The 22459-nt window shown below is 41.5% G+C and carries 12 protein-coding genes; 5 read left to right on the top strand and 7 right to left on the bottom strand.

Annotation, left to right across the window (positions count from 1 at the left end):
- Window positions 1–18: 18 nt before the first annotated feature.
- The 6 genes from ENH88_RS21200 to ENH88_RS21175 form a co-directional block, all read right to left on the bottom strand.
- Window positions 19–2022, bottom strand: a complete 2004-nt coding sequence (locus ENH88_RS21200) for a methyl-accepting chemotaxis protein (protein WP_304185380.1) — start codon at window positions 2020–2022, stop codon at window positions 19–21.
- Window positions 2023–2138: 116 nt separating this feature from the next.
- The gene (locus ENH88_RS21195; RefSeq protein ID WP_304185377.1) at window positions 2139–2558 is read right to left on the bottom strand and encodes a hypothetical protein; all 420 of its coding nucleotides are present in this window, start codon (window positions 2556–2558) and stop codon (window positions 2139–2141) included.
- 114 nt (window positions 2559–2672) lie between these two features.
- Entirely contained in the window at window positions 2673–4256 is a 1584-nt protein-coding gene (locus ENH88_RS21190; RefSeq protein WP_304185374.1) for a carboxylesterase/lipase family protein, read from the bottom strand.
- A gap of 11 nt (window positions 4257–4267) precedes the next feature.
- Window positions 4268–5128, bottom strand: coding sequence for a chlorophyllase/cutinase-like alpha/beta fold protein (locus ENH88_RS21185; RefSeq protein WP_304185373.1), 861 nt, complete (start codon window positions 5126–5128; stop codon window positions 4268–4270).
- Between the two features lie 163 nt (window positions 5129–5291).
- Complete coding sequence (locus ENH88_RS21180) at window positions 5292–8717, bottom strand: LamG-like jellyroll fold domain-containing protein (protein ID WP_304185371.1); 3426 nt, start codon at window positions 8715–8717, stop codon at window positions 5292–5294.
- Between the two features lie 326 nt (window positions 8718–9043).
- Window positions 9044–10006, bottom strand: coding sequence for a glycoside hydrolase family 43 protein (locus tag ENH88_RS21175; RefSeq protein WP_304185369.1), 963 nt, complete (start codon window positions 10004–10006; stop codon window positions 9044–9046).
- 557 nt (window positions 10007–10563) lie between these two features.
- Between ENH88_RS21175 and ENH88_RS21170 the strand changes: the two genes are divergently transcribed.
- The 5 genes from ENH88_RS21170 to ENH88_RS21150 all read left to right on the top strand — a co-directional run bounded on the left by ENH88_RS21170 (window position 10564) and on the right by ENH88_RS21150 (window position 21261).
- Window positions 10564–13401 carry a TonB-dependent receptor gene (locus ENH88_RS21170; RefSeq protein WP_145234150.1) on the top strand — a complete coding sequence of 946 codons (2838 nt, stop codon included), beginning with the start codon at window positions 10564–10566 and terminating at the stop codon, window positions 13399–13401.
- A 529-nt stretch (window positions 13402–13930) separates the two neighbouring features.
- The gene (locus ENH88_RS21165) at window positions 13931–16738 is read left to right on the top strand and encodes a TonB-dependent receptor (protein WP_304185366.1); all 2808 of its coding nucleotides are present in this window, start codon (window positions 13931–13933) and stop codon (window positions 16736–16738) included.
- A gap of 245 nt (window positions 16739–16983) precedes the next feature.
- Entirely contained in the window at window positions 16984–18321 is a 1338-nt protein-coding gene (locus ENH88_RS21160; RefSeq protein ID WP_304185365.1) for an MFS transporter, read from the top strand.
- A 38-nt stretch (window positions 18322–18359) separates the two neighbouring features.
- Window positions 18360–20816, top strand: a complete 2457-nt coding sequence (locus ENH88_RS21155; RefSeq protein WP_304185362.1) for a beta-L-arabinofuranosidase domain-containing protein — start codon at window positions 18360–18362, stop codon at window positions 20814–20816.
- A gap of 10 nt (window positions 20817–20826) precedes the next feature.
- A complete protein-coding gene (locus tag ENH88_RS21150; RefSeq protein WP_304185360.1) occupies window positions 20827–21261 on the top strand; it encodes an FKBP-type peptidyl-prolyl cis-trans isomerase in 435 nt (144 codons plus the stop codon).
- Window positions 21262–21365: 104 nt separating this feature from the next.
- Here ENH88_RS21150 and ENH88_RS21145 read toward each other — a convergent pair whose 3' ends face one another.
- Window positions 21366–22376 carry an arabinan endo-1,5-alpha-L-arabinosidase gene (locus ENH88_RS21145; protein WP_304185359.1) on the bottom strand — a complete coding sequence of 337 codons (1011 nt, stop codon included), beginning with the start codon at window positions 22374–22376 and terminating at the stop codon, window positions 21366–21368.
- Window positions 22377–22459 lie beyond the last annotated feature (83 nt).

Below are 22459 nucleotides of genomic sequence, written 5' to 3'. Positions count from 1 at the left end.
TAATCGCCATTTACGCGTTTACTTAACTTTAAAAAAGCTGATTTGCTGCTTTATTTTATCTGCTAATTGAATCAATTCGTCAGCAGAGTAAATGCTGCCTTCGGTTCTTGACTCTGCGTCTTTTGCCAGTTGACTGATCAAGTGTAAGTTTTGGGTGATCTCATTAGCAACGGTACTTTGTTGCTCAGTTGCTTCGGCAATATTACTGGATGAGCGAGTTAAGTCACCAATACTTGCTGTTATTAAGTTAAGTTGTTCACCGGTTTGTTTACCTTCATCTGCGGATTTAATACCCAACTGCTGACTTTGTTGCATTTGCCGTGTTGCCGTACCGACTTGATTCTGTAATTGCTCTATGGTGTTACTAATTTCTACAATAGATTTTTGTGTACGCTGGGCTAAAGTTCTTACTTCATCGGCGACCACGGCAAACCCGCGTCCTTGTTCACCAGCACGCGCCGCTTCAATCGCTGCATTGAGGGCTAATAAATTAGTTTGCTCAGCGATAGCATTGATAACCTCAGTGACTTTACTGATCTCATTGCTCGCCAAATTTACTTGCTCAACAGCTTGATGGCTATTATTAAGCTGCTCACTAAGCTGCATTAAATCTTCGATGACTTGATTTAGCTGCGAACGGCCCGATTGCGCATCTTTGTCTACTTGCTCGGTGCGTGCAGCGCCTTCAGTAGCGTTGTTTGCAACATCTTTAATTGAGCACGACATTTGCTCAATTGCAGTGGCTATTTGCGCTGTTTGCGCCATCATTTCATGGGCTTCTTGACCATTGGTTTGCGCTTCGGTTTGACTTTTCACTGCTTGGGATTCAAGTTGTACTATGGATGATTGCAGAGCAAAAATAAGCTTGCGCAATTCACCAGCCATGGCGCTGACACTAGCAGTGATCTGATCAACTTCATTGTGACTATGTGCATTTGAGCTTGATAGTTGCTCAGATAAGTCGCCATTACCCAGTCTATCCACCGTTTTAGTGAGTTGCTTTAATGGTGTGAGGGTTTTAACGAGTACCCATGACAGTAATGCCGTTATCATAGCAATACCAACAACAGATGCTATGGCATTGACCGTCATTAGCTGAATACTCTCATCATCCAACTCATCCGCATTCACTCTCGCGAGTATGGTCCAGTTCCAGCCTTTAATTGGTTCGCTGTAGGAGAACATTAGTTTGCCAGTCGCATTGCTATAGTAAAAGGGAGTGTTTTGTTGTAGTTGTTCTGGCGTTAGGCCTTCGAGTAAATTACTTGAAACTGCTGCATTCGGTTCAGCGTTTTTAGCAACAATAACCGTGTTATTGGCATTATTAAAAATCGATAGATGACCTGTCTCTTCAATGACTAACGCTTTAACAGTCTCTCTTAATGAGCTCATTGAATCGTTAATATTAAAACCAATATAAAGAATACCAATAACTTTGTTTGCGCTATCCATAACTGGTTTATAAACAGTCATATACTCATTACCAAACAGTTGTGCGTAGCCTTGATAAGTGTCACCAGCCATTAAGGTTTGATAACCGGGGTGCTTTTTACCTAAGTAAGTGCCCACGGCGCGCTGACCGTCAGCTTTCTTTAGCGAGGTCGCAATACGGAAAAAGTCATCTCCATCTCTGACGAACACAGTAGCATTGCCTCGTGTGAGTGCCGCATACTGATCAACGACTGACATGTCATTATTCACGGCTTGGTTATTATGTAATAACACCGGCACTTGCTGATTAACCACAGTTACTTTTTCACTTGAGAGTTGAAAGTCAGCTGGGTACATGGTTTGAAAAACATCGGCGTTTCTTGATGCTATCGCAAGTAAACTGCTATATTGCAACTCGAGTAAGTTGGCAATTTGATGGGTTTCAGATTCAATGGCGAATTCACTTTTATCGGTAAAAATAGCTTTGGCGACCATATAGGAAGACACACCAACAATGCTAAAAACGCAAAGCGATAGCAAAAATGCGAGTGCGCCAATCTGTTTGGCGATAGGCCAGTTTCTATAACTCATAATTATGCCTAATTGTTGATATTGCGCTTATTTGAGTATAGTTAAAAAAACACTATTGCTAATAATAGAATATGAGCAGTACTACAATAGTAATAACTAATCGCGTTTTCAGCTGATCACACCATGGCACTGATAAGTGTGCCGGGGTCGGTCACACCGGCTTCTTTCATGGCGTCACTAATTGTTTGCACTAACGAAACCATTTGAGTTTGTATTGATGCCACTATGTTAGCTTGCGCTTTAACTTGTGCTTTAACAGCTTCATCTTGCTGGTTATCTAGCGCTTGCAACTTAAGTAGTTGCTCTTTTTGTAGTTCAAGCTGCTGTTTTAGTTTTTCCAGCTGTTCAATCATTTTTGCAATATGCTCAGGCATGTCAGAGCTCGCTGCTTTTTCAGCTTCTTGTTTAGCTTCTCTACCTGAGAGTTTATCCAGCTCTTTTTCTGACAAGCGGTAGCCAGTAGTATCGTTACTTTTTACCGTAGACTCTGATGGTGACGCAATTGGCTGTCCCAGTGGTTTATGTATCTGCATCATGGCTCTTTATAACGTGATTTAAGCATACTTATCGGCTGAATAAGGCGTTACTAAAGGGGAGACATGTAAATAAAAGCCAAATATTAATTTGGCTTTTATTTGGATAGCTGCAGACTAGCGAACTTGGTTAGCCCATTTTTCACCGGCTGGTGTGCGGCGCCATTTAAAGTACTCATCAAGCGTTTCTAGCGCTTGTTTGTCGGGCACTGGGCCGACTTTAGGTTGCTGTTGAAAATACATAGTGCTTGGTTTGTTGTTATTAAAGGCAGGCCAATTGGGCAGTGTATCGTCATTTGGGTTGCCGTATTTAGCAAAGTTAGTCCAGTAGGTGGCCATTGTATCTGACATTGTTAAGTCGTTTGTCGTTACATTCGGATCTGATTTATTGAGATTGTTAAACATATAGGCAATTTCATGACCGTGGCCAGAGCCATGATCTTCGTCTTTAGCACCGGTTTTACGCTCAGGGTGGTGATCAAAGTAATATAGATAAACAGGGGCTTTGCCATGTTCAGTTTGTAACTTAGCCCAGCTCCAAGTATGCCAACCAAATGCCGCATCGCGTACTAGATTTCGGGCACTGCGGGGGATGCTGTTTTTTGCCACCGGGTAAGCTTCAAGCAGACTCGGCGCAAATTGACCAAAGCGGCTGTTTACGCCCTCTACGAAGTTATTTACATCAGGGTTCCAGACAAAGCTGACGCCTTCATCCGAGTTATAGCCAACTAAAGCAGGCACGTCATTAAATTTGCCTTGTTGATAGAGCTTATATTGGTCACCTTTTATCACGTAGCCGTCAACAATCGGCCAACCCCCAGGCAGTGACCAACCTTTAGGGATAAAAGTTTCTGCGCTCATTTTACGCAGCTCTGCTATTGAGGTTGTGCCAAACTGTTTTACATAATCGACACCCTCAGTTTGCGCCTGTTGTAAGGTTGACATATTTTCACCTGGGTAGTTTTGTACCCGTGTAGGGCCAAATGAGCCACCGCTTTGCGAAATAACCTTGTTAATTAGCCCCTTACTTAGGGGAGAGGCTGCAAGCATACTAACCGAAATGCCGCCAGCGGATTCACCCGCAATGGTGATATTATTAGCATCACCACCAAACTCAGCAATATTTTGTTTCAGCCACTTTAAAGCCGCTAGTTGGTCGAGCAAACCATAATTACCCGATACGCCAGCTGGATTTTCTTTGTTAAGCTCTGGGTGCGCTAAAAATCCGAGTTGGCCAACGCGATAGGCGATAGACACTACTATCACGCCTTTATTCGCCAGTTCGCTACCATCAAAAATGGGGTCTGATGAACTGCCAAAACTAAAACCACCCCCATATATCCAAACGAGTACAGGGAGCTTTTCATTATCGGATTGTGCGGGTGTCCAAATATTCAAATATAAACTATCTTCGCTGATCCCAGATACTGGGTCACCAGCTTGAATTGGGGCGGGTGCATATGCTTGTGCTTTAAGCACACCTTGCCACTTTTCAGCCGATTGCGGGGCTTTCCAGCGTAACTCACCAATCGGTGGTTTAGCAAACGGCACGCCTTTAAAAACCGCGAGGTTTTGTTGTGCTGTGCCTGCAAGTTTGCCTTGAGCGACAGTAACGTGTGTTAAAGGGTTTGCATGAGCAGTGGCCATTGTTGTAGCAAATAGTGCTGCCCATAAAAGCTGTTTAAGTATTGCTGTGTTCATAATCATTCCTTTTAAAATTGTTTTGCTTTTATATCCCAGCTTACAAAGCCAGCCGTGTCACCTTGCAAAAATAACGCTGCATTGCTTTGCTTATTTTTTAATTGCCAGTCAAGCCATTTAATAGCGAGCTTTGAAAACGTCCCGCCAAACGGCTGTTCAAACGTACCAGAGTGTCCGGCTGTTTTATGATTAGCAAACACAATAGGCGCATGATTTATACGCTGATAATCGAGCTTGGCATTTTCTGTAGCAATATCGGTTGGCCCACCAACTAGGTAGATAACGGGTGCATGTAAGTTCTGTAGTGAGCCAACATCGGCACTTGCCATGGTCATATCACCAATACCTGAATTAAACATTAAATAGCTGCTGATTCTTTTATCTGCGGCAGTAGCTAACAGTTGCGCACCGCCACACGATTGGCCAGCAATGGCGATTTTTTCAAGGTGTGCGCGTTGATAAAATTCACTCAGTGGGTTATTAGATTGTGCTGTTATCCAATCAATAGCATGAGGGATCATGTCGTTACTGGCTTTATTTAAGGGTCTGTCATCAAGGCTGTTTTGCATTTTGCCCAGAGCAATTACTAAGTAACCGTGTGAAGCAATGTCAGATAACATACGCTCAAATGGAAATGAGGTGTCCATACAGCCACCATTAGCAAAAATAATAATAGGCAATTTTGTTGGCAGCTCTTTAGTACCGACTAACTGTTTCGGACGATAAACAACATAGTTATCTAATGAGGTTTCAGTGGCTGCAATGGCACTAAACGGGCCACTGCCGCCTTGATCAATAACTTTATAGTTGGCAGTTTTGGCAAAGCATAGCGAGGGTATTACGCATATTAATGCGATTAAAAAGCGTTGCATGATAGCCTTTCCTGTTAATATTGTATTATAAATTCACTTTATACGATGTTTGTCATATTGAAAATAGATAATTGACTAGAGTTTTGATTTGAAAAAAAGCCAGACTCTCGTCTGGCTTTTCATGACAACAAACTATCGGGCAAGGCAGCTCACCCTAAATAGTTTACTCTTGTGCAGTCGCTGCATCGTAGAGTGCTTTGATTGCGTCGGCATCGATTGCGCCGTTAAATATTTTTAACTCATCAACCGCGCCGTTATACGGTGTATCCCAGTAGTTTACACCTAACGCAAATTCATTGGTTTCGCCTGCAACAGTAAATACGCGAGGGAAGCCACCAGTTTCAATTTTAAGTTCACCGTTTACATACATTTTCAGCGTATCACCGTTGCTGCCATCAACCGTGAAGGCAACATGAGTCCACTCTTTAGCAGGGATGCGCATGCCTAAATCACCATTATCAAAGAATGCACCGCCACCATTTGCCCATAGACGTGTAGTATTTGAATCAACCATTGAGGGTACTAAGCTGATCCACGTTGATGAACTAGCCCCTGCAAAAAATGCGGTGGTGTAATCTGAGAATGTTTCAGGTTTTAACCACATTGATACCGAGTAGTCGTTGGTGGTGATCAAATTATTTGGTAAACGCACGCCTGAACCTTGCAGGAATAACGCTTGGCCTTTAATGCCTTCAACAAAAGTGGCGTTACCACCGGTGTTATCAATACGGTCGCCAGTTGGTTTAGCACTTGCGTATGCATCTTTAAGCTCTGCTAAATCGCCTTCAAAGCTATATTCTGCAGGGGCAAGTGATTTAACGGTAACTTCAAAAGTTTTAGTATCTGTAAAGTCTTTATAGTTAATTGTTGCTGTTAAAGTAACAACTTGATCGCCAACATTGGCGCTTGGCTGATTAACAACGGCAGTGCCATTAACAGGTTTCAAGAACTCTTCATTATTCGATGTCCAGCTAATACCTGACACAAACGGTCCAACACGGGGTAATTCAAAGCTTTCACGGATAGCCGTTGTATCACCTAAATCAAGTGCATCAGTAATGAAGGTTTCAAACTTAGTTGGATCAGTTAGATTGTTAATCGCTGCACCATTAATATCTAAGCTGTTGAGTGCGTAATCATAGACAATAAATTCATCTACTTGACCTTGGAATGGTGCATCCCAGCCAAAGTTTACACCCAGTGCAAACTTGGCCGTATCACTACTAAACATGTCAGGGCGTGGCATTGAACCAACAAGTGCTCCATTAGAGTAGTACTTCATTGTGCCGTTAGCATAAGTGATAGTAACATGACTCCACTGTCCAGCCGTAGCGCCTTGAGTCATTTCGATTTGATTCCACTGCTCTACTTCAGGCTCAACAAGGTAACGGCTCCATAGTAGTGTATTAGTCGTGAAGTGGGGGGCGCCGCCAGGAATATAGCTAATCCAACGGTCAGCATTTTCTGCTGCAAAAAACGCTGGGCTGTAACCAGTTACAACGTCAGGCTTTGACCAAAATGAAACGGTGTAGCTGTCAGAATTGATAATGTCATCAGGTAAACGCACACCGATTGAGCCATCAAAGTTAAATGCTTGTCCTGTTTGGCCCACGCTATAGGCAGCAGTGCCAACACCTGTGTTGTCTAAGTTATTATCTGTGGTGACGGCATCAGCAAGGTTGCTTAAATTATCAGTTAAGCCGTTTTCAAAGCTATAGTGTGCGATCGCATTTTTAAATACAGGACGCGCTTTAACATTAACATTAAAGCTCTTAGTGATGGTTTCACCGTTAAGTGACATATTAGCGGTTAATGTAACTGCTTGATCGCCACGATCAGGGGTTGGAATAAATACAGAGCCATTTGCATCAATGTAATATTCATTACTTGATTCCCAGCGAATGTTCGTACCCGCTTTCCCTTTGGTTGGTAATGAATAACCTTCATCAGCAATTGACAGCTCAGTCTTAATATTTAGCGCATCGTTCACGGTTGCTAATACACTGGCGGTTTCATCAATCTCGGCAATTTTACTGCCCCACACCGTGGCGTTTTCGAGTGATACAGCAGAGAAGGTGACCACTAAGTCTTGCTTACCATCATCCCATTGCCATTTAGCAACACCGTAATAAGTACCAGATCCAAGTTCAAGTTTGACGTTTGAATCATCAACCATATACCAAATACCCGTATCATCACCAGTTACTGAGTGATCTGCATTTAACGCTATGTAAGTTGAGCGCACCGCACTGGTATTAACATCAGTACCATGATTTATAAATTTGTAGTATCCGTATAATTGCTCAGCAACCACTAAATTATCACCCTCTAGTGGTACAAAACGTTGTGGTGAGGTGACAGGCCAACCTAACGAATTGATAAACATCTCATGCACGCGAACTTGGTGCGCTTCGGAAGCGTTCGGAAAAGGCGTTGATGTTTGTGGAAAGCGAGTATGGGTTACTAATAAATGACGACCCGTTGCCGCATCGTAATGCGCTGAGTTATGACCAGGTGATTGATAGCCCCAAGCAGGTGACGTTTCACCTAGCTCTTGAGTGTACTCAAAGCCACCTAATAGTTTTTCACCAATTTCTAGACCACCTACAGTGGCAATATCGTTGCCTGCAGTATCTAAGTATGGGCCATCTGGTGTTTTTGAACGTGCTACACGGATATTGTAACCACCGTTTACATCAAAACCCGCGACTGAATAAAACAAGTAATAGTAGTCACTTTCTGGGCTGTACATAGCAAATGCGCCTTCAATGGCTCTAAAGTCACCACCCACTAAGTGTTTACCATAGCCTTGGCCTGCTTCAGGCATACCGGTTTCTTCATTCATTGCCAGTACAAAAATACCGCCAGAATATGAACCATAAACCATCCATAATTGACCGTCTTTATCATAAAAGGCGGCAGGGTCAATGGCATTCGGGTCAACCGCACCATTCCACGTTGTTTGGCCATTATCTAGGGGATACTGCGCAAATTCTTCGTCATTGCGATAGCCACTGCGTAAGAATACACCTTTGTTTTTATATGGACCTTCTACAGAATCAGCTTCGGCAAGGCCTAAGTACGAGCGGTTCCAGCATACTTCATCAACAACGTCTGGTGTGTCAGGGTTATCTTGGGCGCAATGGTTATAGTAAAACCAAAACTTACCATTGGGTGCTTTCACCACATCAGCAGCCCAATTACCGGTAAATCCATCAGTCCATTCAATACCTTCGGCGATTTCGCTAGTGTAATTAAAGTCAAAAAGCGGGCTTTCATTCACGGCTTCATTAGCGGAAAGACTTGAAATCATTTCCCAATTTAATAAGTCAGTTGATTTTGCTGCCGCTAAATGTGAACCAAAAATGTAATAAGTACCGTCAGTTTCAATTACGGAAGGATCATGTACGCCAACATAAGTTACCGCTACATTACCTTCTTCGTTGTACTCAACGCTATCACTGACGGTTGGTTTTGCACTTTGTGGCTGGGCAACTGCTGGTGATGACTCAAGCTTAGTGCCTTCTTCTGAGCATGCTGTAACAGCTAAAGCGCAGGTGATCACCATTGCTAATCTGGTTAGTTTCATTTTTGTGTGTCCTCTTATAACGGGGATTTTTGTTATTTAATGTTGTCGATAAAATTGCTGTACACTTAACGTAAAGTAGCAACTACGTAGTATTGTAATTTTATAGTACTATTTAAAATGTGCAAATACTTTTGCAAAAGTAATTAATATGTAAATTAAAAGTGCTTTGTTTACAATGGTTACCGCGGTGTTTTAATTATTATCAAGCAATGATTTGTGCTGCTTTTTCACTGTTTTAATGGGAACACTAGATGTGTCTATGCAGGTAGGGGAAGATAAATCATAGTAATGAGGGCTCTGCAATAAGAGCCCATTTATTGACTGAGTTATTTACCTTTACTCAATCCTTCAGTGGTCATGATGATACGCTGCAAGGTGCCATCATCATTGTAGAGCAGTGGTTCAATCGCAACAGAGCGACGAAAGCGTCCGCCACTTGGTTTGCCGTCTTTTGGTGGTACTGCACCGGTATGGTAAATAAAGTAACTTTTACCTTTAAATTCGATAATTGATTGGTGATTGGTTTCGCTGTTACCGGCAATCTCATTGAGGATACCTTGGTACTGCCAAGGCCCATGGATACTTTTACTCATGGCATAACAGATCTTTTCAGGGAATTCACACGCATAAGATACGTAATAGTATTCTTCTTTCTTATGTACCCACAATGCTTCAGTAAAGTTTGGTAAATCGATAGTTTTAATTTCACCATCCAAACTGAGTAAGTCATCACTTAGTTTCACATATTTAGGCATTAAGTTGCCAAAGAACATGTAGGTATCGCCGTTTTCTTCCACATAGATAGCCGGATCAATATCATCCCAATCATTTGGTGTATGTTTGGTCATATCATCGGTGACCAGGGCATGGCCGATGGCATCTTTAAATGGTCCAGTTGGGGATTTTGAGGTGGCAACCCCAATTGCAAAACCTGGTTTAGTATCATCATGGCGAACGGTAGTAAAAAAGTAGAAAGTACCGTCTCGTTCAATCATATGCGATGCCCAAGCTTCACCTTTCGCCCATTTAAAGTCAGTGGCTTTCATAATTGGGCCGTGCTTTTTCCAATTCACCATATCTGTTGATGAAAAGGCAAGCCAGTCATGCATTTCAAAAAATACATCGTTATTGGGGGCTTCATCATGACCGGTATACAGGTAAACCGTATCTTTGTGCACCAATGCGGCAGGATCTGCAGTAAACACATCGGTAAATAATGGGTTTTGTGCAGCGGCCATAGTGCTAGATAGCAGTAACGGCAGTGCAAAGGCTGTTAATTTATTGTTCATTAGGTGTCCTTTGTGATTAATGATTGTAATTCAATATACGCTCTTCACGGTCACAGGCTCAAATTGTATTATAGAGTACGAAAATGAGCTTAATTGGTACAAAAAAGTAAACATACAGTGAAAAACAATTCTTTATTGTAATATTGTATTTTTTATTATCTTAGCAGTAAAATTGCGAAGGTAAATATCTGGTTACTTATTTTTTGTAACTCGGCAGCCTACTACTATGTAGATGCTTCGCTTTTTTAATTGTTTATACTGTTGTATTTTATTGTTTATTTTAATTTTTAGGACGTATGCAAGCAAACCGGTAAGGTTTAATTGGGGGAGAACTTTAATATATTCTTTACGGATTGTTTTAATTTGGATTTTAGAGTTGACCGCTGATTAGTCATACAATATGATTAAAGTTCGGGCGCTAATCTATTAACAAAATAATATGTAGATCCCCGTGTACTGTTTTGACAACATCTCTGGACAATGCAGTGGTCACTCTTCGGTAGCTAAATGGAACAGTTCAGCCCGCCGATATAACTATAACTTGGAGAACACCGCTAATGTTTAAAAGAACACACATAGCAAGTGCGATAGTGTTGGCATTCACTTGTCAATTTGCCTATGCACAACAAGAAGCAATTAATACTCCTGAAGAAAGCGTTGATGAAATCGAGGTTATTCAGGTTACAGGTATTCGCGGCAGTTTAAATAAAGCGTTAGATGAAAAGCGTGCTAGCGTGCAAATCGTTGACGCTATCATTGCCGAAGATATTGGTAAGTTTCCCGATAACAACGTAGTAGAAGCATTGCAACGGGTAACTGGGGTGCAAACTACTGGCCGTGGTGCGGGTGAAGTGAGCCAAGTATCTATTCGTGGTTTGTCGGATGTGCATACCACTGTAAATGGTCGTGATATTTTTACTGGTGCAGGGCGTGATGTAGCGCTACAAGATATCCCAGCAAGCTTATTATCGGGTGTTACCGTTTATAAAACACGTTCAGCTGATCAGGTAGAGCGTGGTATTGCCGGCTCAATTGATATTAAAACAAACCGCCCATTTAACTTTGACGGCAAAAAAGTTGTTTTAGCTGCACGTGGTATTTACTCCGATCAACCTGATAAAGTTGACCCAAATGTGAGCGCATTATTAAGCAACCGCTGGGAACTTGATGGTGGGGGTGAGTTTGGTGCACTGTTTAATGTGTCGTACTCTGAGACCCATTATCGAGATGATACGATAACAGCGGGTGCAGCGTTTCCATTTTTTACCAATAAACCGCAAGCAATGTATTCACCCTATTCACGTATTCCTGAATATGATTCGCAAGGTAATAAAGTTTGGCAAATAGGTCTAGAAAATGGTTTACCCTATGCTCCGGGCTCTACATTGAATGTTGAGGGTGAACCAACCGAGTATTTAATTGCCCGTGATGCGATATTTGGTACGTCTTTTACTGGTTTGCGTAAACGCCCTGCTGCTTCAATTTCACTTCAATGGGCGCCGGTTGATACCCTAGAAATTACCGCTGAAGGCTTTTACACCGGTTATGAAAATGAATCGCAAAATGCCATGTGGTTCTCTAATACGTTCGAAAACGGTAACGGCTTCATCGAAACGCCTGTTGTATTTGATGGCACTAACGTTGTAAAAGAAAAGCAAGCAATTGCTGTGGGTGGTTTCCAAAGTGGCGATTTCTCTTATGGTAAAACAGACAGCTATTTATACGCACTTGGTGCACAGTGGCAAGCCAGTGATTATTTAACTATTAACACTGAGGTCGTTTATCAAGAAAGTGAGTATGAAACAGACTTTTTTGCAATGCGCTTTGACCGTGTTGCAACTGGTTTAGATGTTGATTTTAATGACAATGATGGTGTTCCAGGTATCGCATTTTGGGATGATCCTAATACAGCTGTAAATGAAGCCGATATGGCTGCAATACAAAACTGGAATGCGGGAACAGCCTATGATAATGGAGGCGGGAATCGCGGCGACTCAACAACATTTACCTTTGATGCTGAGTATCTAGTAGGTGGTAACTTTTTCGATAAAATTAAATTTGGTGGTCGTTACGAAAAACGCACCGCTGAAGAATTCACTCGAACAAATGAAGGTGGGATCGGAAATAGTACAAGTGTTGAAAGCCTGATCCAACAACTTGGTGCAGCTGGTGCAGCAGGCGATGGATCTGGAATAGTATTCCAAGTTGATGACTACTTTGATGGCCGTGCAGATACATTTAATAGCTTTATCACCGCAGATGGTGGCTATATGCTAGATAACGCTGGTGCAGTTCGCAGCGTGTATGATCTAGAAGCAGAAGATGTATATAAGACCTTTGATATCGAAGAAAACTCGTATGCGCTATATGCCACAACAAACTTTTTCTTAACTGAAAATATCAGCGGGGAGTTTGGTGTTCGCTATGTGAGCTATGAGCAAGAAATGGATTTTACTGCTGAAACAGGGCTAAATACCAATGTGTTTGAGTCAAGCTCTGCGAGCGCAGATGTCAGTAAATTACTGCCAAGCTTAGTTCTAAACTGGAATATAACCGATGATGTGATAGGGCGTTTTGCATATACTAATACCTTACGTATGCCTAATTTCACAGATTTAAATGCCTTGCAATACTGGACTGAACCATTAACTGATGGGACTAAAAACGGTACTGGGGTGGGGGGGAATCCGCAATTACAACCTGAGGAGTCTACAAACTATGATGTGTCACTTGAGTGGTATTTTGCAGATTCGAGCTCTTTATATGCAACGTACTTTTTACGTGACATAGATAGCCGGATTGTCCCTGGGCGTAAAATTGTAATGCGACCTAGAGCGTCAGATGGAGAGGTTATTCCCTTTGCATTAAGTGCGCCTGTGAATGCCAGTGAAGGTGAATTATCTGGTTTAGAGCTTGGTTTAGTATATTTCCCAGATAATTTACCGGAGATGCTTGACGGAGTTGGTGTACAAGCAAGTTTTACTGCGCTAGATTCATCTCAACAATTACCAGAATATAATGATGATGGAACTATTAGTGGTTATGTTGAGTCAAGCATGGCCGGTGTGTCGGATCAGTCATACAGTATTGTTGGTATTTACGAGCGAGATTCGTTTGATATGCGTTTATCGTATGTATGGCGCTCTGAATTCTATACCGGTAACGAAGCGGCTATTTTTGCGAACCCGCTACAATTTTGGAGCCGTCCTGAGCAAAGCTTAGACTTTCAATTTAGTTATGACGTGACGGATGATTTTGTGGTGACATTTGATGCAACAAATATCTTAGATGATGTGTATCAAAGCTATTATGGTGAAGGTAACGATAACCTATTTAACTTTAGCAACGGTATCTACTCTCGTACATTTGCAATTGGTGCACGTTACACTTTCTAATACTTATATAAGCCCAAAAGTATAAGCCCAAAAAGTCCCAGCCTGTCTGGGACTTTTTTTATCCAACGGCACCTCTTACCTAGCAGTACCTAAAATGTTAATTTTTAACTGGGTTTTATGATGATTATCAAAATGAACTTGTTGTACAGAGCAATAAGTTGCCTTGGTTTAATTGTAATATAGTATCTTTATTTGCCATGTTAAATAAAATAAATTCATTTAATTGTTGCAAAAATATAGTTAAGTTCTTAATCCTTTCCATAATAAAATAACTAAGCATATGTTATTTATTGTTTTATTTTCTATTCTTCACAACTTTAAAGCCTGTATTTCGATTTTTTCAATTAACATTTATTTAGCGTTATAAGTTGACTGTTAATTAATCATACAATATTATCAATGTCAGGCAGCAAATAATTAACATAATAAAAGACAACCTTAATACAGGCTCTGACAACAAGCTTTGTACATAAGGGGGAGCAGAGGGTAATTAGCCTTCTGGGGGAAAAACAAATGGAGAACACCACTCATGTTCAAAAAAACACACATAGCTAGTGCAATAATCATGGCTGTTTCATGCCAGTTTGCATATGCACAGCAAGAAGATAATACAGCAGCCAATGCTGAAAAAGACGACATTGAAGTTATTGTGGTATCGGGTATTCGTGGCAGCTTAAATAAAGGATTAAATATTAAGCGCCAATCTTTTCAGGTTGTCGATGCGATCGTCGCCGAAGATATTGGTAAATTTCCTGATAATAACGTTGTTGAAGCGCTGCAACGGGTAACCGGTATACAGGTTACTGACCGTGGTGCTGGTGAAGTAAACACGGTATCTATCCGTGGTTTAACGGACGTGACAACAACAGTCAATGGTCGACAAGTATTTACAGCTTCTGGTCGTAATGTAGCACTTGCAGATATTCCGGCAGCTTTATTGGAAAGTGTTGATGTATTCAAAACGCGTTCCGCTTCACAAGTAGGTAGTGGTATTGCTGGTCAAATTGACATCAAAACCCAGCGCCCATTCAACTTCGATGGCTCAAAAGTAGTTGTTTCTGCTCGCGGTGTTTACCAAGACCAAGCAGAAGAGGTTGATCCAATTTTATCTGCACTAGCGAGTAATCGCTGGGAATCTGGTATGGGTGAGTTTGGTGCGTTGATCAACCTTTCATACGCAGAGACTAATTACCGCGACCAAAATATGGCTGCAGGTGCAATGGTGCCATTTATGACCCTTAACCCGGCAGCAGGATTTGCACCGTTTGAGCGTATTTTCCCAAGCAATGGTAATGTAAGTGAAAGCCCAATATGGGAACCTGGTCTTGAAAACGGCCTACCATATCAATCGGGTTCGACATTGAATATCAATGGTGTGCCAACTGAATATTACTTGTCACGCGATGCCGTTTTTTCTAATGACTTAACTGGTAAGCGTGAACGCCCAGCTGCCAATCTTTCATTGCAATGGCGCCCTAACAGTGATTCACAATATACCTTTGAAGCCTTTTACAATGGCTACCGTAATGAGTCATTCAATTCGCTAAGCTTTACCTTCGTAGATTGGTGGGGCAATGTTGATACGCAAAATCCACCGACGACCTTTGACGGTACTAACATTATTAAAGAACGTTATGTTGATGCACCATACGGCTTTAATAGCGGTGATTTGAATGTAAGTAAAACCGACAGCTACGTGTTTGCATTAGGTGGTGAATGGACTATCAATGATAACTTTAATTTGTCGTCTGAAATTTATTATCAAGATAGCCAATACGAAACAGAATTCCTGGCAATGCGAAGTGATCGGGTAGCATATGGCTTAAATGTTGATTTTAATGATAAAGATGGTATCCCAGCATTAGAATATGTTGATAATCCAGATACCCCAGCGAATGAAGCTGATTTAACCGATACCTCGCAATGGAATGTTGCTCAACTGTATGACAATGGTGGCAATCGCAAAGGTGATTCACTTACCTTCACGCTGGATGGTGAACTGTTTGTAGACCGTTTTGGTTTCGATGAAATAGGTTTCGGTATTAAGTACGATAGTAAAGGATCTTCAGAAGCATCACGTGAATCCAAGTTCCTCGTTGAGACACTTGGGCAACCCTTTTCATCACTTGATGCTGGATTAGCTGCTGTTAATGAAGACTTTTTTGATGGCAAAGCTAATTGGCCATCATCGTGGGTTGCTCCAAGTGGCCACTACATTCAGGCGAATCGAGGCTATTTCCGCGAACTATATGGTATAGAGTCAGAAAGTTTAGTGTTAGAAAAAACATTCGATGTTGATGAAAAAGCTTATTCGGCTTATATTCAGGGTAATTTTTCAAGCACATTATTTGGTCGTGATATTGATGGTCAAGTTGGCCTTCGTTACGAAAATGCTAAGATTGATATGACATTTTTCGATATTGATCAAAACCCTACCGATGTTAGTTTTGCAGATAATAGTTCATCGGCTTGGTTACCTAGCTTTGTTGTACGCTACCATTTAGCGGAAGATTTGATTGCACGTGCTGCGTACACTGAGACCATTCGTCGTCCTGAATTTTCACAGCTAAATTCGTTTATATATTACACTGAAGATGTAACTGATATTGGTTATGGTACTGCAAATGGCGGGAATCCAAGCATAAAACCCGTTGAATCGAAGAACTATGATTTAACATTAGAGTGGTATTTTGCTGAAGCAAGCTCGCTGTATGGGACACTATTTAAGCGCGATATAGAAGGATTTGTCTATGGCTCTAACCGTATCATTCAATATCAAGGCCCAGATGCGACTGAACCTGAGGATTACATTCTTACTCAACCAAATAATTCGTCAAATGGTACATTAGATGGCTTAGAACTTGGCCTTGTATATTTCCCTGACAATTTGCCTGATTGGTTAATGGGAGCAGGTATTCAAGCCAGTGCTACTTTACTTGATTCAAAACAAGATTTACCAAAGTATAACGATGTAGGTGAGTTAGTTGGTACAGATTCGCGTGATATGTTTGGTGTTTCTAAGTCATCTTACTCAACGGTTTTAATCTATGAACGTGAAGACTTTGATATGCGTTTGGCCTATTTATGGCGTGATGATTTCTTAAATAGCTATGAGGCCGCACAATTTGCTAACCCACTGGGTATCTACCGTAGCCCAGAACAGAGTTTAGATTTTCAGGTAAGCTACGATGTTACAGAAGATCTGATGGTGACATTTGATGGTACTAACTTAACGCAAGAAACGTATCAAAGTTATTATGAGTATCCAACCACTCATAATTCAAATAGTGCACTATATAGTCGCACATTTGCATTAGGTGTACGTTACTCTTTCTAATCGTTGTTTAAACTTAAAAGCCTCGGACTACCCGAGGCTTTTTATTTTCTAGAATATGACCTTTGTCTAACCGAAAGTGGTTGCGTTACAAATAGTATGATAATACTATCAATGAGGTTAGCATTAAATTTACAATAATAAGCAATACAATGGTCATCAGTGTGATAAAACAAAGAATAGGTGACCTTTATTCTTTTAAATATGAAGTATTAAGGTACAACGTATTTTAAAAATCAGGTAGTTGTATGGAAAATCAAAAGTTATCAGTTGTAGAAAAAGTCGGTTTTGGTGCCGGTGATATGGCAGTCAATGTGATGGTTGCTGCATTATTTTATTTTATGTCGTTTTTCTACACCGACATTTATGGTCTTGACCCTGTTGATATGGGTATCCTATTTTTAGTGGCGCGTTTTGTTGATGCGTTTACTGACCCACTTATGGGCGTTATTACCGACAAAGTAAAAACTCGCTGGGGCCAGTTCCGCCATTGGTTCTTATTCTTATCAGTGCCTTATGGTATCTCGATTGTTCTGCTCTTCACCACTCCTGATTTTGATTACAACATGAAGTTGGTATGGGCTTACCTTACTTATTTATTTGCCACCTTGATGTTTACCGGTGTGGCTATTCCTTATATTTCCTACATTGGTGTATTAACCGCAGATCCAAAAGAGCGTTTATCGGCTAATGGTTATCGGATGTTCTTTGCAAAAATAGCCAATGTTATTATCGTATTTTCTGTGCCTTTATTGGCATCAATGTGGGGCGGTGGTGATATTGCCCATGGTTATAAACTGGCAATGATTTTAGTATCGACTTGCGGCGTCGCATTGTTCTTATTTTGCTTTTTTACCACGCGCGAACGAATTACCCACGAGCCGCAAACCGAAAGTATCGCAACCCAATTTAAAGCACTTCTGAAAAATGATCAGTGGTTATTATTGTGTGCAGCCTGTGTGCTTGGCACGTTAGGTTATGCAATTCGCGGTAGTGTCGCCATGTATTATGCGACTTATTATCTGGGGGTACCTGATTTAGCTGGGGCCTTTACCAGTGCCGGTATTGCCGCATCAATTGTGTCAATGGTCGCCAGTACCTGGATCACCCAGCGTTATTGTAAAATGAAGCTATTCCGCCAGTCACAAATCGCTGTGTTACTCATTTCTGTCGTGATGTATTTTGCTGTGCAACCAGGGGATGTGTACCTTGCTTTTGTATTATACATAATCCTTTCTTTTGTGGTTGATTTACATGCGCCTGTATTTTGGTCTGCGATTGCTGAAGCGGTTGATTACGGTGAAATTAAAGATGGTGTGCGTGCGTCTGGTTTATCGTTTGGTGGTATCTCATTTTGCCAAAAAGCCGGTGGTGGTTTAGCGGGTTTAGCGGGCGGTCTATTACTGGCGTTTTTTGAATACAAACCAAATGTTGAGCAATCTGAATTTACGCTAATGGGTCTGGCTTTAATGCTCACGGTTATCCCTGGGGTTTTCCACGCATTACTCGGTTTTATTTTGAAGAAATATAAAATTACCGATCAGTACTATACCGAGATGGTAAGCAAGCAAAGCTTACCTAAGTAACGCTATTAAAATAATAAATAATTATAAGGATTTTGGATATGTTTGTAGCAATCAAAGGAGGCTTGCGTCAATTAGCAAGTGCCTCTGCTATTTTAGTGATGTTAACTGCGTGTAGCGAGCAAACTCAAAATGCAGCGGGTGAAGTTACACATGCTGAACAAACTGACAAAAGCAGCCAACAACAGCTCTTTGCACTTAATCAAGTAAGTTTAAGTGCAGGTCCTTTTTTACACGCGCAACAAACTAACGTGCGTTATTTGTTAGCATTACATCCTGATCAGTTATTAGCTCCTTACTTACGAGAAGCAGGTATCGAGCCCAAGGCTTCGTCTTATGGTAATTGGGAAAACACCGGCCTTGATGGTCATATTGGTGGGCATTACTTATCAGCGCTAAGCCTTGCTTGGGCAGCCACGGGCGATGAAGAATTAAAGCGCCGTTTGCAGTATATGCTGAATGAATTGCAACGAGCCCAGCAAGCAAATAATGGCTATTTAGGCGGTATTCCTGATGGCCAAGCAATGTGGCAAGAAATTCATGATGGTAATATTAAAGCCGATTTATTTAGTTTAAATGATCGTTGGGTGCCACTTTATAATATAGATAAAACGTTCCACGGCTTGCGTGATGCGTATTTGATTGCAGGCAGTGAGCAAGCAAAAACCATGTTATTGACATTGGGTGAATGGTTTCTAAACTTAACCGCTAAGTTAACTGATCAGCAAATTCAACAGATGCTGTATTCAGAATATGGCGGTTTAAATGCGGTGTTTGCCGATATGGCAACGATAAGTAGCGATAAACGTTATTTAAAACTGGCGCAGCAATTTACCCATAACAGCATTATTGATCCCCTTTTAGAAAAACAAGACAAGCTGACCGGTTTACACGCGAATACGCAAATTCCAAAAATTATTGGTATGTTAAAAGTAGCGGATGCCAGTGATGATGAGGCGTGGCAACAAGGCGCTGATTATTTTTGGCAAACAGTGACTAAAGAGCGCTCAGTGGCTATTGGTGGTAACAGTGTGCGTGAGCATTTTCACGATAAAAACGATTTTACCCCGATGGTTGAAGACGTTGAAGGCCCTGAAACCTGTAACACTTACAACATGATGAAACTCAGTAAACTGTTGTTTCTCAAAACCGCGGATACCCGTTATTTAGATTACTACGAGCGGGCAACGTATAACCATATTTTATCGTCGCAACACCCTGAGCATGGTGGTTTAGTTTATTTTACCTCAATGCGACCAGGCCACTACCGTACCTATTCATCGGTGCAAGATTCTATGTGGTGTTGTGTCGGCTCTGGCATTGAAAACCACAGTAAATACGGTGAGCTAATTTACAGCAAACATGATGATAACTTATGGGTAAACTTATTTATCCCCAGTACGCTTAATTGGCATCAGCAAGGGTTAAAAGTAACCCAGCAAAGCCATTTTCCTGATGCTAATAATATTACGCTGGTTATTAACACATTAGATAAAAACTACAATGCAACCGCGCAGTTGCATATTCGTAAACCAAGTTGGGTTAACGATGAATTACAATTTCAGCTCAATGGCAACGCTATAAACGCCACTGCAGCGCAGGGTTATTACACAGTCAAACATAACTGGCAGGATGGCGATAAGTTAACTTTTACCTTAGCGCCAACATTATCCACAGAGCAATTGCCTGATGGCCAAGATTATTACGCTGTGCTGTATGGCCCGGTAGTGATGGCCACCAAAGTACAGGCATTTAAAAACGAGCAGTTAAACTTTGTAGCAGATAACAGTCGCATGGGTCATATTGCCGCAGGGCCTACCTGTCCACCTGAAGCACTGCCTATCATGCTCAGTGAACCAGCACAATTCCTTGCTGATTTGAAGCGCACACCAAGTGCAGAGCTGGCATTTACCACAGATAAAAATGTCGCAATTGCTCAGCAGGGCATAGGGAGTACGCAAACCACCCAGCTCATTCCGTTCTTTAGGTTGCATGATAGTCGCTACCAAGTTTATTGGCCGCAGCAAAGTGAAGCTGAGTTTACGCAATTTGTGAAAGATTCAAAAGCAGCAGAGCAAGCAAAAGAGCAGTTACGACTATTGACTGTTGACCAAATTACACCGGGTGAGCAACAGCCTGAAGTCGAGCATGACTTTAAAGGTGAAAATACCCGCGCCGGGGTTAATAATGGCCATCATTGGCGTGATGCAACGGGTTGGTTTGAATACCAATTAGCTAACCCAGCACAGCAAGCTGTGGCACTGCGTATTCGTTACTTTAATGCGGATGTGGGTCGCAAGTTTACCATTACCATTAACGGCGAGACGCTAGCACAAGTCAGCTTACCGGCTAAACAAACTGATGAAGAGTTTTACAGCATTGATTACCCGTTAACCGATGCGATGCAACAAGCAGCGTCATTGACATTGCGTTTTAGCGCAGCGCAAGGATCTATTGCTGGCGGTATTTACGGCATTCGTCTGATCAATAACAATTAGCAGGGTGAGTATGAATTTACACCATTGTGAGGGTACGCACTCTAAAGTAAGTACGCGGCGTTACCCGCTCGCAGAGCAATACATAACACAGCCGGGTGTGCATGTAACAAGTTCTGGCTTAATGTATCGCATAATTGAACCCGGCAGTGGCGAAACTCCCTCATGGGATGCAACCGTTAAGGTGCAGCAGCGCGTAATGACAGCAACAGGTCATGTACTTTATGACACGCGACAAATCGAGCAATTGGCCGAGTATGAGATAGCAGAAGCGATCGAAGGTTTGCAAGAGGCGTTAATGCTGATGCCAAAGGGCAGCCGTTATGAGTTATTAATTCTACCTCATCTTGCCTACGATATTTACAGTGTGGCACTTAATGAGTCTTTAGCGACCAGTAGCGAACAGCTGATTTTTATGGATATTAAACTTATTGATTTTAGCGAGTAATAGCGGTGCTAGAGTAGTAATTTTTGTGTTAAGAATGTAATATATCAAAACAAAAAACCTGCAAAAAATGCAGGTTTTTTAGTTTAGTTACTAACACTGTGAGGTTACTTTTCAATCAGCTTAGTGGTGCGCTTATTTAGATCGTTGCTATCAACCACAGGCCAGTTATCGTCCCATGTCATAGGTAAAATGCGCAGCTTTTGTAAGCCATTATCTGCTGACTCATAAGCATGCAGTACTAAGTAATCTTTACCGTCAAAGGTATAAGCGGCATTATGGCCAAGTGCTACCCAGTCTTTATTCCCTTCGATCACCAGTGAACCACCGCCATTATTTAAGTCGCGACCTTCTTTATCAAAGTATGGGCCTTCCACATTCTTACTGCGTCCTACACGAACATTGTAAGTACTGTCTAACCCTTGGCAGCATTTATCAAACGACACAAATAAATAGTAATAACCATTCTTTTTAAAGATATACGGCGCTTCTACAGGGCCGTGTTCGGTGTTAGGGCGTGCTGAAATGCTATGCCATTCTTGCGGCTGGGCAAGTCGTACCATGTCATCATCAAGTTTAACTAACTTAAGACCGCCCCAGAACGAACCAAAACTCATCCATGGCGTGCCATTGTCATCTTCAACAATTGCAGGGTCAATCGCATTCCAATCATCGCGCTCAGGCACAGACTGAATAACTATACCGTGATCTATCCATTTATAATCTGGTGATTTAGGGTCTAGGGTTTCGTTTACGGTAACACCAATTGCAGAGGTATTTTTGCCAAACGCAGAAACAGAATAATACAGATAAAACTTGCCATCTTTTTGATAGATATCGGGCGCCCAAAGGTGACCACCAAAGTCACTGGCAATGCGTTTTGCCCAGCTTGGCTCATCTTTAAATACACGACCAGTAAGCTGCCAATTTTTCAGGTCTTTGGATCCGTAATAAGTGATGCCCATACCCGTGCTAAAGACATAATAAGTGTCACCTTCTTTGGTCATAACTGGGTCGTGTACTTCAACCTGTTTAGCCATGGCGTTACTTGCTAAGCAAAGTAATGTACTTGCACCGAGCAATTTACAAGCTTGAGTGAGTTTTTTTGCGTGTTTCATAGTTGCTTACCTTTTTTATTTTAATCATTACACTTTTTCAGCTACTATAATATATGTAATACAATATTAACAATGAAAACAAG

The organism is Pseudoalteromonas prydzensis (genome assembly GCF_011050055.1).
GTDB classification, from domain to species: Bacteria; Pseudomonadota; Gammaproteobacteria; order Enterobacterales; family Alteromonadaceae; genus Pseudoalteromonas; species Pseudoalteromonas prydzensis_A.
The sequence above is the reverse complement of the archived record's forward strand: the minus strand, read 5'-3'. Positions and strand labels throughout refer to the sequence as shown.

Coding starts and splice junctions, on each gene's coding strand:
- ENH88_RS21155 (WP_304185362.1), top strand. CDS start 18,360: ATGTTTGTAGCAATCAAAGGAGGCTTGCGTCAATTAGCAAGTGCCTCT.
- ENH88_RS21165 (WP_304185366.1), top strand. CDS start 13,931: ATGTTCAAAAAAACACACATAGCTAGTGCAATAATCATGGCTGTTTCA.
- ENH88_RS21160 (WP_304185365.1), top strand. CDS start 16,984: ATGGAAAATCAAAAGTTATCAGTTGTAGAAAAAGTCGGTTTTGGTGCC.
- ENH88_RS21145 (WP_304185359.1), bottom strand. CDS start 22,376: ATGAAACACGCAAAAAAACTCACTCAAGCTTGTAAATTGCTCGGTGCA.
- ENH88_RS21200 (WP_304185380.1), bottom strand. CDS start 2,022: ATGAGTTATAGAAACTGGCCTATCGCCAAACAGATTGGCGCACTCGCA.
- ENH88_RS21180 (WP_304185371.1), bottom strand. CDS start 8,717: ATGAAACTAACCAGATTAGCAATGGTGATCACCTGCGCTTTAGCTGTT.
- ENH88_RS21185 (WP_304185373.1), bottom strand. CDS start 5,128: ATGCAACGCTTTTTAATCGCATTAATATGCGTAATACCCTCGCTATGC.
- ENH88_RS21175 (WP_304185369.1), bottom strand. CDS start 10,006: ATGAACAATAAATTAACAGCCTTTGCACTGCCGTTACTGCTATCTAGC.
- ENH88_RS21195 (WP_304185377.1), bottom strand. CDS start 2,558: ATGATGCAGATACATAAACCACTGGGACAGCCAATTGCGTCACCATCA.
- ENH88_RS21150 (WP_304185360.1), top strand. CDS start 20,827: ATGAATTTACACCATTGTGAGGGTACGCACTCTAAAGTAAGTACGCGG.
- ENH88_RS21170 (WP_145234150.1), top strand. CDS start 10,564: ATGTTTAAAAGAACACACATAGCAAGTGCGATAGTGTTGGCATTCACT.
- ENH88_RS21190 (WP_304185374.1), bottom strand. CDS start 4,256: ATGAACACAGCAATACTTAAACAGCTTTTATGGGCAGCACTATTTGCT.